We start from the raw sequence: 12,991 nt of genomic DNA on the forward strand, positions 1-12,991 counted from the left end.
GATGACTGTGTCCTCAGCAATCATCATGACCCATGAGACGCGAATCACACAGCCTGGACACGGCCGCGGTGCACGCCGGTCGTGACGACCTCGCCGCCCTCGGCGTCCACGCACTGCCCCTGGACCTCTCCACCACGAACCCGCTGCCCGGCATCGAGGCCGGCGGGCTCTCCTATGAGGCGCTGGCCTCTGGGGGTGAGATGCCCGAGGGCGGCAGCGCGGTCTATGCGCGCCTCTGGAACCCGACCGTGGCGCGCTTCGAGGACGCCCTGGCCACCATGGAGAACGCCGAGGCCGGAGTGGCGTTCTCCTCCGGGATGGCCGCCGTCACCGCGTCGGTGCTGGCGCTGTGCCTGGGCGAACAGAAGCCGCATGTGGTCGCGGTCCGCCCACTCTACGGGGGCACCGATCACCTGCTGGCCTCTGGGATGGTGGGAACCGAGGTCACCTTCTGTGCCGCGCATGAGGTGGCCGCCGCGGTCCGTCCGGACACGGGGCTGATCATGCTGGAGACCCCGGCCAACCCGACCCTGGAGCTGGTGGACATCGCCGACGTCGTCGCCCAGGCCTCCGGCGTCCCGGTGCTGGTGGACAACACCTTCGCCACACCCGTGCTGCAGAACCCGCTGGACCACGGGGCCGCGCTGAGCCTGCACAGCGCCACCAAGTACCTCGGCGGCCACGGAGACGCCGTCGGCGGGGTGGTGGCCTGCTCGGAGGAGATCGCCGCCGGCCTGCGGCAGGTCCGGGCCATCACCGGCGGGATCCTGCACCCGCTGGCCGCCTACCTCTTCCACCGGGGGTTGGCCACGCTGCCGGTGCGGATGCGCGCGCAGCAGGACTCCGCCCGGCGGATCGTGGACTGGCTCTCCGGCCACGACGCCGTCGCCGAGGTCTGCTACCCGGGTCTCCACGGCGATCCCGCCGGGGTGCTCGGGAGGCAGATGCGCGGCACCGGTGCGATGATCGCCATCCGGCTGCGCGGCGGCTACGCGGCCGCCGAACGGCTCGCCGGGGACGTCTCCCTGTTCACCCACGCGGTCTCCCTGGGCGGGGTCGACTCCCTGATCCAGCACCCGGCGGCGCTGACCCACCGGCCCGTGGCCGCCGAGGCGAAGCCCGATGCCGACGTCGTCCGGCTCTCCATCGGGCTGGAGTCTCCGGAGGATCTGATCGCCGACCTCGCCGGTGCGCTGGTGTCTCCGGCGCTGATCGGGGAGGATCGGTGACGTGGACCACAGACCGATGACGACGCACCCGATGGACGAGGACCGGCAGTTCGAGACCTCGGACCAGTACGACCCGCCGACGACGAACTCGCGACCCCTGCGGGCCTCCTCCTCCGCCGACGCCACCGTGCTCGACGAGATCGCCCAGCGCGTGCTGTGGCTGGCCACCGGCATCATCGACGCCGCCAATCGCGGGCGGGAGAACACCGACGGGCTCAAGGTCGGCGGGCACCAGTCCTCCTCGGCCTCGATGGTCGGCATCATGACCGCCCTGTGGTTCTCCCAGCTGACCAGCCGGGACCGCGTCTCCGTGAAGCCGCACGCCTCCCCGGTGCTGCACGCCATCAACTACCTCCTCGGCGACCTCGACGCCTCCTACCTGACCCGGCTGCGGTCCCTGGGCGGGCTGCAGCCCTATCCCTCCCGGTCCAAGGACCCGGACACCGTGGACTTCTCCACGGGGTCGGTCGGCATCGGCGCCACCGCGCCCGTCTGGGCGGCCCTGTCTCACCGCTACCTGGCCAGCCGCATCGAGGACACCCCTCCGGCCGGGCGCTTCTACTCGCTGCTCGGGGACGCCGAGATGGACGAGGGTGCGGTGTGGGAGGCCATCATCGACCCCGAGGTGCGCCAGCTCGGCGAGGTCGTATGGATCGTGGACCTCAACCGCCAGTCCCTGGACCGCGTCATCCCGGACTCCCAGATCCAGCGGCTGCGGGGCATGTTCGCCGCCGCCGACTGGCAGGTCATCACCTGCCCGTGGGGCCGCCGACTCCAGGAGACCTTCTCCCGCCCCGGCGGCGAGGTGCTCGAGCAGCGCATGCGCACCATGCCCAACGAGGAGTACCAGCGGATCCTGCGCGCCCACCCTGCGGAGATCCGCGAACGTCTGCTGCGCGGCTGCCCCGCGCAGGACGCCGCCGCGCTGACCGAGCTCCTCGCCGGTCACGACGACGGCGCGCTCGCCGAGCTCGTGCGCGACCTCGGAGGTCATGACCTCCAAGAGCTGCAGGCCGCGTTCGCCGCCATCGACGACACGCGGCCCACGGTGGTGTTCGCCTACACGATCAAGGGCCGTGGACTGGCCACCGAGGGGCACCCGAACAACCACGCCGCACAGCTCACCGAGGAGCAGATGCAGGAGCTGGCCGAGGCCTCCGGCACGTCGCTCCAGGACCCGTGGGTCCGCTTCCCGGAGGACACTGCCGCCGGCCGGCTGTGCACCGAGGTGGCCCGGCGGCTGGCCCGAGAGCCCATCACCCCGGCCGTGCCCCCGACCGTCCCGGCCGAGCTCGGGTGGAGTCCGAAGGCGGTGACCTCCACTCAGGCCTCTCTGGGTCGTTTCCTCTCCGATCTGCGCCGCGCGTCACCCGAGGTGACGGACCGGGTGGTCACCGTCAGCCCCGACGTCGCCAGCTCCACCAACCTGGGCGGGTGGATCAACAAGACCGGGGTGTGGTCCCTGGCCGGGCGGCACGACTGGTTCTCGGATGACAGGGAGCGGCTGCTCAAATGGCAGGAGAAGCCGCAGGGCCAGCACATCGAGCTCGGGATCGCCGAGGTCAACCTGGTCAGCCTGGCCGGGGAGCTGGGGCTGACGGGAGAGCGCTGGGGTCAGCCGCTGATCCCCATCGGGGTGCTCTACGACCCGTTCATCAACCGGGCGCTGGAGCCGTGGACCTTCGGGCTCTACGCGGGAGGCCGCTCCCTCATGATCGGCACCCCCTCCGGGGTGACCCTGGCGCCCGAGGGCGGGGCGCATCAGTCCATCAACACACCCTCGGCGACCCTGGAGATCCCCGGGCTGACCAGCTGGGAGCCCGCCTTCGCCCAGGATGTGGAATGGGTGATGCTCGAGGCCATGCGGGACCTGCTGGACCCCGACGGCGGCTCCGCCTATCTGCGGCTGTCCACCCGTCCGGTGGACCAGTCCCTGGCGCAGGTGCCGGAGGACGAGCTGCTGCGCCGTCGTCGTCGGGAGCAGGTGGTGGCCGGCGGGTACCGGCTCTCCGCGCATCCTGCTGCCGAGGACGACGTGACCCTGGTGGGGGCCGGCGCGATCATGACCGAGGTGTGCGCGGCCGCCGACGCCCTGGCGGGGCACGGCGTGCGCGCCGGCGTGGTGTGCGTGACCAGTCCGAGCCGGCTGTTCCGTGCGCTGCGGGCCCGCCGCGAGGTGTCGGTGACGCCGCGCTCGGCGATCCTGGAGACGCTGTTCCCCGCGGCGCATCCCCGGCCGCTGGTCACCGTGATGGATGCCCACCCGCACACGCTCGCGTTCCTGGCCGGAGTGCGCGGCGATGAGACCCACACGCTGGGGGTCACCGCGTTCGGGCAGGCCGGCACCATGGCGGAGATGCACCGGCTGCACGGCATCGACGAGGACTCGATCGCCTCGGCCGCCCTGGGGCTCCTGGGCCGCTGAAGGGCTGTCCCTCCCGTCGGCTCCAGAGGCAACCTGGCCTAGCGCTGGGTGCGCAGCAGGTCCTCGGCGCGGACGACGACGTCGGTCTCGCGGGCGGCCAGAGTGTCGATGAGCTTCTCCACATGGACCACGCGGGACTCCCAGTCCTCGCCACGCTGCTCGCGGCGGGGGAGGCGCTCCAGGGCTTGGACCTCGCGCCAGGCGGTGGCCAGCGCGGCCTCGTGGAGGCGCTGGTCGGCCTCTTCGGCGCGGCCTGCGGTGGGGGAGTCGCCGCCCAGGACGGCGACCATGTCCAGCCGGGAGAGGTCGAGGCCGAGGGCCAGCTCGTCGAGCCGCGAGCGCAGTCCGGCCAGCTGACGCCGCACCCGGCGGGTCCCGATTCCGCGACGCCCGGCCTCGGCCACGGCGACGCCGATCATCAGCAGCGTCTGGGCGCCGGACCAGGTGGCGACCGCCACGAGCCAGAACAGGGAGGTGGTGTCCACCTTCACCGACTCCTGGTGGTTGTACTCCATGGCGCGGCCCAGGTCCTGCAGGGTGTTCGCCACCTGGTCGCCCAGGGTGATCTCGAAGTCGCCGCCGCCGGACACCAGCAGGTCCGTGGCGCGGAAGGAGTAGGCGCCCAGGCGGCTGTCCACGCCCGAGCTGATCTCTCCGGTCATCGTGTAGCCCACCGCGAAGGTGTTCTCGTCGAGCAGCCAGACCGGCAGGATCCCCTGACCCAGGGCCACCTCCCCGGTGGCGGGGTCCAGGGCCTCGGGGTCCTCGGCGCCCACCTCCTCCTTGATCCGCGCGTGAGCGTTCACGATGTCCCAGTAGTCGATGTCGATGCGGTAGTCGTGATCCGCGCGCGGCGTGTAGCTGATGTAGTCATCGGCGGGCAGCAGCGCCACATGCAGGTCGAGATGGTCCGGCAGCAGGGCGGCATCCTCGCTGAACTCGACGCTGCGGGCCATGGACTCCCGCACGTACTCCAGAGTCAGGGAGTCCTGGTTGGAGGGTCGGATGTCGGAGGGCTCCTCGAACTCCGGGACGGCGCCGAGGTCGCCGACGACGTCCAGGGCCGCCAGAGGCTGGTCGCCTTCCAGGGTCCGGCCGAAGGCGGTGTTCACGTCGGCGCGCTCGACGGCGGCCCATCCGGTGAGCAGCCCGGCCGCCACCGGGAGGATCATGCCGACGGTGGCGACCACGGCCTGCCAGCCCTCCTCGCTGATGCCGCCAGTCGAATGTTCTGCGGAGAGCTCGGTGTGGTCGAGTGCCGCCAGCACGCGCTCGGCGGACCACATCGGCCCACCCGCGGCGCCGTGCTGCAGTCCCAGGGTGGAGCGCAGCTCGTCCAGTGAGTCCGAGGCTCCTGCGGAGCTGGCCTGCACACGACGGCGGACCCGCTCCTCCGCGTCACGGCGGAGCGCCTTCTTCCCGGGGTGGTCCTCGCGGCGATGGGTCTTCAGGGCCCCGCTCAGGGCGGTGCAGGCGCCGACGATGCGCCGCTCCACCGCCTCCCACCTCTCCAGCAGCTCGGCGTGCTCGGCGACCAGACGCGCGCCGTCGCTGTCGCCGTCGTCACCGCCGCTTCTCGAGGGGATCGTCGCGGCCTCCTGGTTCAGGGCCAGCAACTCGTCGCGGGCACTGCGGAGGCGGTCCAGGCTCTCCCCGGTGCCCTCACCGGCGGCCCGGGCGAGTCGACTTCGCTGGGCGAGCACCTCGTCCACCGACTGCAGCAGCGGCAGCGCCAGTCGGTCCAGCACCGAGCCGGAGCCGGCGTGCCCGGCGCGCAGCTCCGAGGCGGCGGCCAGGGCGTCGGCCCGCCGTTGAAGCTCGGCGGTCTCCTGGTCGAACCGATCCAGGTCGGACCAGTCCGGAGTCTCACCGACGGGCTGGCCCGAGGAGCCGCGCGGAGCCGGGCCGCCCAGCCAGGCATGCTCCAGCTCCTGCTCCCGGCGGGCCAGGCGCAGACTGTCCGTCCGGATACGGTCCCAGTCGGACTCCAGGGCGGCCACGGCGTCGTCGTCGGATGCGCCTCCGGAGGGTGAGTCGGCGAGCGCGGCGCGGGCGGCCTCGAAACGCAGCTCGAGGACGTCGAGCTCCAGGACCACGCGGGCCAGTCGCAGCTTCGCCCGGGAGAGGCGTCGCAGGCGCCGTCGTTCCAGGCCCCGGGCGCGCACCCAGCCGAAGAGGAGCGCGACGCCGGCCAGCAGGGGCAGCGCGGCCGCGGAGACCCACGTCGCCGGCGAGCGGCCGCCCTCGTCGAAGTGCAGGTCCGCCGCCGTCAGCGCCGCCCCGACCACGGCGTTGGGCCCGTGGCCGATGGTGCGGTTGTTCACGAAGGTCTCGCGCACCGTGGAGGCCACCGAGTAGCGATCATCGGGGTCGAGGCCGCTGATGCCCACGCGGGTGGCGTCGGCGAGGAACAGGTCGGGGTCCTCCGGGTCGTCGCCCACGGAGAGGATCATCTCGGCGTCGTCGATCTCGCCGTGCATGTACTCGTCCCACTCGAGCTCGCGGTCCACCACCCGCACGGTGAACGGTTGGTAGCTGGCCACCCGGCCCTCGGCGGCGGCCTCCACCGTCTCCTGGGAGATCCCGTAGGGGAGGTCGTCCTCCACGATGAAGGACACCTCGGCCTCCGGCTCGGCGGTGACGCGCTCATAGCCCACGACGCCGATCCCCACGGAGGCGCCGGCCAGCCCGAGGGCCAGAGTGGGGGCGACCCAGGCGGGGAGTCGGCCGATGACGTCGACGGGCGAGGGTCCGCCGGAGGAGGTGCGCGTCATCGCCTCAGTGTACGAGATCCCGTCAGGCCTGGGCCGGTGCGGAGTCGGAGCAGTGGGCCTGGAGCGCACGCATCGCGGCCGCCACTCGCGGGTTCTCCTCCGAGCCTCGGCGACGGGCGAGCAGGATCCGACGTCGTGGCACGGGAGATCCGGCCAGGGGGACCTGGACGACGTCGGGATGCGGGATCGTCATCGCCAGCCGGGGCACCGCGGCGATGCCGGCACCGGCTGCCACCAGCGCGGTCGTGGCGGTGAACTCCTGCGCCAGGTGGGCGACCCGCGGGGCGTAGCCGACGGCCCGGGTGGCGGCCAGCAGCTCGGCATAGGCGTCCTGGTGCGGATGCCCGGTGATCCAGTCCTGGTGGGCGGCGTCCTGGAGGGTGACCGTCTCCGCCGCGGCGAAGGGGTGGGCCCGGGGGACCAGCAGGTCGAGGGGGTCATCCTGAAGCCCGGTCACCGTGAGGTGATCTGCGGACAGCCCGCCGGTGGAGTCGTCGGCCACGTAGATGCCGAGGTCCACCGCCCCGGACTCCAGGGCGGCCACGAGCTCGCCGGAGTAGACCTCCTTGACCACCGGGCGCAGCTGGGGGTGCTGAGCCCGCAGGCCGGGGAGGGCCGGGGCGATGATCGAGGAGATGGCCGTGGGGAACCCGCCGATGCTGATCGGTCCGCACAGCTGTGTGGCGGCGGTCGCCACATCACCGAGGGCGGTCTCCCACTGGGCGTTGAGCGCGCGGGCGTGGGCCACCAGCCGCTCGCCCGCCGGGGTGAGGCGGACGCGCCGCCCGTGACGTTCCAACAGGTCGACGTCGAGCTCGCGGGCCAGTTCCTTGAGCTGCCGGGAGACTCCGGAGGGGGTGCGGTACAGAGCCTCGGCGGCGGCCGTGACCGTGCCGTGCTCACAGACGGCGATGAGCAGCTGGAGGCGCGAATCAATCATGTACCTATAGTGCATGAAATCAGGAAAATGATGAACCTGGACTCCATGATGATGTCCCCGTAGAACTGAAGGTATGACACCACATGCCCCCGCAGAGACGACTCTCGAGAGCCCGCGACGGCTGGCGGCCATCCTGCTGCTGTTCGCGGCGGTGATGCTGGTCGGCGGGACGGACATGACCAAGGTCGTGGTCGCCCTGCCGGAGCTGACCGCCGACGTCTCGCTCGACCCCGCCGGGTCGGTTTGGGTCGCTGACATCTACCCCCTGGCGGCCGGCGCCGTCCTGATGACCAGTGCCGTGCTCGCCGACCGCTTGGGGCGGCGACGCCTCTACCTGTCCGGGCTGGTGGTGGCCGTCCTCAGCGCCGCGCTGGTCGGCTTCTCCTCCACCGGTGCGGCGGTCATCGCCGGGCGGATCGGCCAGGGCGTCGGAGCGGCGCTGCTGATCGCCGGCACGGTCGCGATCATCCGGGTGACCTTTCCTGGAGGCCATCTGCGCGCCCTGGCCTACGGGGTCTGGGTGGTCGGCTTCAGTGCGGGTTCGGCGCTCGGGCCGCTGGTGGGCGGGGTGCTGGTGGACCTGGCCGGCTGGCGCTGGGTCTTCTGGGTCAATGTGCCGGTGCTCGGCCTGTGTCTGGTGGCCGCCGCCGTCGTGCTGCGCGAGTCCCGCAATCCGGACCCGCCGCGCCTGGACGGGCTCAGCATCGTGTCTTCGATGGCCGCCGTCGGGATGCTGGTGGTGGGGATGAAGACCCTGGCGCGGCCCGAGTCGCCGGCCTGGGCCAGTGTGGCGGCGCTGCTCGGCGGGGCGCTCCTCGCGGTGGTGTTCGTGGGCCGCCAGCTGCGCATGCCGCGGCCGTTCCTGGACGTGCGGCTGCTCGCCGACCCGCTGCTGGGCACCTCCGCGGTGATCATCCTCGCGACGCTCGGCGTCTTCAACGGCGCCCTGTATCTGCTCACGCAGCAGCACCAGCTGGTCGACGGACTCTCCGCTGTGCGCACCGGCATCGCCCTGCTCCCTCTGGTCGCCGCCAGTGCGGCCGGAGGGCTCCTGGGGCCGCTGCTGCACCGATGGATCTCGCAACGACCCCTCATCGTCGTCGGACTGGGCCTGGTCGCCGGCGGGCTGCTGACGGTGGCTGCGCTCGACGGCGTCGGCAGGTCGGCGGGCATGGTGCTGCTCGGGGTCGGGGCCGGGATCATCATGTCCATCGGGGCGAACGCACTCATGAGCGCGGCGCCGGAGACCCGGACCGCCGACGCCGGCGCCATCCAGGAGACCGCCTTCGCACTCGGCGCCGGCGTCGGGATCGCCGCACTGGGGACGCTTGCGATCCATCACGGGGCGGAGGCGGCGACTGGGAGCTCCGCGGCGGTCCACGGTCCCGGCGCCGAGGCCGCCCTCGGGCTGGGTGCGGTCCTCTACGCCCTGTTCGCCATGGGCGCGGGCCTGATGATCCTCAGCACCGCCGACGGCGATCCGGAGACGGCCGCCGAACAGGAGCCTGTGCGCAAGGCTGTGGGGGAGGCGCAGCGTCATCAGGGTGCGCGGCGCGAGCGCGCGGATCGTCGCCCGCGGAATGCTGAGGGGGCCGACGTCCGGCGCGAGCCCGTCGAGGTCGGCGGTCGTCGCGGATCGGGCGTCACGTCCCGTGCGTCGTCGAGGTGACCGCCCTCCCCGTCTTCAGGGGCGGAGGCCGGAGCCCTTGTGGTGCGGGGGCCCATGGTATTGCCTGAAGGGATGAGTCCGGGCTCCTCCCCGCCGGCGCGCGACGCCACCCTCGACATCGCGAAGGCGCTGGCCATCATCCTCATCGTGGTCGGGCATGTGTGGCGCGCCCTGGAGTCGGCGGGCCTGGTGCAGGACCCCCTGCTGACTCCGGTGGACGGCGTCATCTATATGGCGCATCTGTCGGTCTTCGCGTTCACGGCGGGGCTGTTCGTGGCCGGCGGGATGCGCCGCGACGGACCCTGGCACTACGCGCGCGCCCGCACGGTCACCTTCCTGTGGCTCTACACCCTGTGGTCCACCCTGCAGCTGCTGATGAAGATGGCCGTGGGCTCGGTGGTCAACGACCCGGTCTCGCCGGTGGAGCTGCTGAGGATCTGGGAGCCGAAGGAGCAGTTCTGGTTCTTCGGGTGGCTCACCCTGATGATGCTGCTCGCGGCCGCAGCCCGGCCCTGGATCAGTCGTCGGGCCGCCGCAGTGACCCTCGGGGCCGCCGCCGTCGGCTCGCTGGCGGTGTGGGGGCTGAACTGGAACGTCCTCGGCGGTGAGGGCCTCGCGCTGACGGTCTTCTTCTTCGCGGGAGTGGTGCTGACCGGGCGCCGTCTGCTCGGCTGGATGCAGGGCCTCCGCGTCGTGCCGGTGCTCCTCGTGCTCATCGTGGGCGGCGCCGTGTGGGTGGTGCTGGGCGCCACGCTGCTGGGGACACCGCCCACGGCCTACGGGAGTCTCCGCACCGTCTCCAGCGTGGCGCTCGGCGTCGTCGGCTCCAGCGCCGGCGTCGTCGCCGTCCTCGCGGTGTCCTGGCTGCTTGCGCGGAGGTCCGCGGGCATGCGCTGGCTGGCGTGGATCGGTGAGCGGTCGCTGGTGGTGTTCGTCGCGCATGTGTTCTTCACGGCGAGCACGCGCATCGCGCTCAGCGCGGTGGGAGTCGACTCCCTCGGCGTCCACGTGGTGGTGCCCACCCTCGCCGGCGTCGTCGGGCCGCTGGTGCTCTACGTCGTCGCACTGCGGCTGCGGCAGGACTGGGTGTTCGAGGCCCCGCGGTGGCTGAGACGCCTCACCCGTGCTGACCGGAGTCCCGCCCCGCGTCCCTGAAGGCGGGTGGGTTCTCGTGTCCCGGGGCGGGAATATGCACCCCATGCCCAAAGTTGAGTATCATTGACTCAAGTTTGCATGACAGGGCTCGCCGGACCTGATGTACTACAGGTGAGGGCCCGCCGAGGCGCTGAGAAAGGAGCCTTCACCCCATGGACGTCAAGCTCACCACGAAGTCGCAGGAGGCCGTGTCGGCCGCCGCGATGAACGCCAGCACCGCTGGGAACCCGCAGATCGAACCGGCCCACATCCTCAAGGCGCTGATGGACCAGCGGGAGTCCGTGGCCGTCGCCCTGCTCAAGGCCGCCGGGGCGGACCCCGACGCCGTCTCCACGCGGGCCTCCGCGGCCATCCGACAGCTGCCGGCCACCAGCGGCGACGCCGTCGCGGCCCCGCAGTTCTCCCAGGCCGGACTGTCCGTCATCAGGGCCGCGCAGGCAGAGGCCGAGCAGCTGGGCGACGACTACGTCTCCACCGAGCACCTGCTGCTCGGTGTGGCCGCTGACGCCGGACCCGCCGGCCGCGCCCTGTCCGAGGCGCAGGCCGGCCCGGAGGCGCTGAAGGCCGAGCTGCCGGGACTGCGCGGCGACCGCAAGGTCACCACCCCGGATCCGGAGAACACCTTCCAGTCGCTGGAGAAGTTCGGCACCGACCTCACCGAGGTCGCCCGCTCCGGCAAGCTGGATCCCGTCATCGGGCGCGACTCCGAGATCCGCCGCGTGGTCCAGGTGCTCTCCCGGCGCACCAAGAACAACCCCGTGCTCATCGGTGAGCCCGGCGTCGGCAAGACCGCCGTCGTCGAGGGGCTGGCGCAGCGCATCGTGGCCGGCGACGTCCCCGAGTCCCTGCGGGACAAGACGCTGATCTCCCTGGACCTCGGGGCGATGATCGCCGGCGCGAAGTACCGCGGCGAGTTCGAGGAGCGGCTCAAGGCCGTCCTGGAGGAGATCAAGGCGGCCGAGGGCGGGATCATCACCTTCCTCGACGAGCTCCACACCGTGGTCGGCGCCGGCGCCTCCGAAGGTTCCATGGACGCGGGCAACATGCTCAAGCCCATGCTGGCCCGCGGCGAGCTGCGGCTCATCGGTGCGACCACCCTGGACGAGTACCGGGAGAACGTGGAGTCCGACGCCGCCCTGGAGCGCCGCTTCCAGCAGGTCTACGTGGGCGAGCCCTCCGTGGAGGACACCATCGGCATCCTCCGTGGCGTGAAGGAACGCTACGAGGCCCACCACAAGGTGGCCATCGCCGACAACGCCCTGGTGGCCGCCGCCTCGCTGTCCGACCGGTACATCAGCGGACGTCAGCTGCCGGACAAGGCCATCGACCTCATCGACGAGGCCGCCTCCCGGCTCCGCATGGAGATCGATTCCGCGCCGGTGGAGATCGATGAGCTGCGCCGGGTGGTGGACCGTCTGACCATGGAGGAGATGGCCCTGGCCGAGGAGACCGACGCCGGCTCCGCCGAGCGCCTGCAGGCGCTGCGGGACGACCTCGCGGACAAGAAGGAGGAGCTCGCCGAGCTCACTGCCCGCTGGGAGGCCGAGAAGTCTGAGCTCAACCGGGCCGGTGAGCTGCGCGTCCAGCTCGACGACCTGCGCAGCCAGGCCGAGCGCGCCCAGCGCGAGGGGGACCTCGCCGAGGCCTCCCGTCTGCTCTACGGGGAGATCCCCCAGCTGGAGCAGCGCCTGGCCGACGCCGAGGCCCAGGAGAGCTCGCCCGGGGAGGGCCGGGGTGCCCGCATGGTCTCCGAGGAGGTCGACGCCGACGGCATCGCCGAGGTCATCTCCGCCTGGACCGGGATCCCCGCGGGCCGTCTGATGCAGGGCGAGACCGAGAAGCTGCTCCACATGGAGGAGCTCATCGGCTCCCGGCTCATCGGTCAGCACAAGGCGGTCGCCAGCGTGGCCGACGCCGTCCGTCGGGCCCGCACCGGGGTCTCCGACCCGGACCGGCCCACCGGTTCCTTCCTGTTCCTGGGTCCCACCGGGGTGGGCAAGACCGAGCTGGCCAAGGCGCTGGCCGAGTTCCTCTTCGACGACGAGCGCTCCATGGTGCGCATCGACATGTCCGAGTACTCGGAGAAGCATTCTGTGGCCCGGCTGGTGGGTGCGCCTCCCGGGTACGTCGGCTTCGACGAGGGCGGTCAGCTCACCGAGGCGGTGCGGCGGCGCCCCTACTCGGTGGTGCTGCTGGACGAGGTGGAGAAGGCCCACCATGAGGTCTTCGACATCCTGCTCCAGGTCCTCGACGACGGCCGCCTCACCGACGGGCAGGGTCGCACCGTGGACTTCCGCAACGTGGTGCTGATCCTGACCTCCAACTTGGGTTCCCAGTTCCTGGTGGACCAGTCGCTGGGGGCCGACGCCCAGCGCAAGGCCGTCATGGAGGTGGTCAACCGGTCCTTCAAACCGGAGTTCCTGAACCGCCTGGACGACATCGTGATGTTCGACCCGCTGTCCATGGAGCAGCTCAGCAGCATCGTGGACCTGCAGATCGGGTCCCTGCAGGAGCGGATGGCCTCCCGCCGTCTGGTCCTGGAGGTCACCGACCCGGCCCGCGAGTGGCTGGCCTTCACCGGCTACGACCCCGCCTACGGGGCGCGACCCCTGCGTCGGCTGGTGCAGCGGGAGATCGGTGACCAGCTGGCCAAGGCGCTGCTCTCCGGTGCGGTGGAGGACGGCGACACCGTCCTGGTGGACCGGCAGGAGCTCTCCCTGGAGGAGGATTCCGTGCACGGGCTCACCGTGGCGAAGAAGGATGCGGCAGTGACGGGCTGAGGCCGCGTCACCCCTCCAT

7 protein-coding genes are annotated in these 12,991 nt (G+C 71.8%); 5 read left to right on the top strand and 2 right to left on the bottom strand.

Translation table 11 applies throughout. The features are described 5' to 3' along the window. The first annotated feature begins 32 nt into the window (after nt 1-32). Complete coding sequence (locus Q7C18_RS09040) at nt 33-1,229, top strand: PLP-dependent aspartate aminotransferase family protein (RefSeq protein ID WP_311025101.1); 1,197 nt, start codon at nt 33-35, stop codon at nt 1,227-1,229. A gap of 16 nt (nt 1,230-1,245) precedes the next feature. Next, nucleotides 1,246-3,654, top strand: a complete 2,409-nt coding sequence (locus Q7C18_RS09045) for a transketolase-like TK C-terminal-containing protein (RefSeq protein ID WP_311025102.1) — start codon at nt 1,246-1,248, stop codon at nt 3,652-3,654. 38 nt (nt 3,655-3,692) lie between these two features. Here Q7C18_RS09045 and Q7C18_RS09050 read toward each other — a convergent pair whose 3' ends face one another. Both Q7C18_RS09050 and Q7C18_RS09055 read right to left on the bottom strand, forming a co-directional pair. Beyond that, nucleotides 3,693-6,428, bottom strand: a complete 2,736-nt coding sequence (locus Q7C18_RS09050) for a hypothetical protein (RefSeq protein WP_311025103.1) — start codon at nt 6,426-6,428, stop codon at nt 3,693-3,695. A 22-nt stretch (nt 6,429-6,450) separates the two neighbouring features. Continuing rightward, nucleotides 6,451-7,368 (bottom strand): LysR family transcriptional regulator, encoded by a 918-nt coding sequence (locus Q7C18_RS09055; RefSeq protein WP_070159037.1) that lies wholly within the window; start codon nt 7,366-7,368, stop codon nt 6,451-6,453. 73 nt (nt 7,369-7,441) lie between these two features. On the opposite strand from Q7C18_RS09055, the gene Q7C18_RS09060 reads away from it, so the two are divergent. From Q7C18_RS09060 to clpB, 3 genes are all read left to right on the top strand, one after another. Beyond that, nucleotides 7,442-9,037, top strand: coding sequence for an MFS transporter (locus Q7C18_RS09060; protein ID WP_311025104.1), 1,596 nt, complete (start codon nt 7,442-7,444; stop codon nt 9,035-9,037). Between the two features lie 54 nt (nt 9,038-9,091). Continuing rightward, complete coding sequence (locus tag Q7C18_RS09065) at nt 9,092-10,192, top strand: acyltransferase (protein WP_311025105.1); 1,101 nt, start codon at nt 9,092-9,094, stop codon at nt 10,190-10,192. A gap of 152 nt (nt 10,193-10,344) precedes the next feature. Then, nucleotides 10,345-12,972: an ATP-dependent chaperone ClpB gene (clpB, locus tag Q7C18_RS09070; protein ID WP_311025106.1), complete on the top strand. Its 2,628-nt coding sequence runs from the start codon at nt 10,345-10,347 to the stop codon at nt 12,970-12,972. Nucleotides 12,973-12,991: the final 19 nt, after the last annotated feature.

It is taken from the genome of Nesterenkonia sp. CL21, from assembly GCF_031705515.1.
GTDB lineage: Bacteria > Actinomycetota > Actinomycetes > Actinomycetales > Micrococcaceae > Nesterenkonia > Nesterenkonia aethiopica.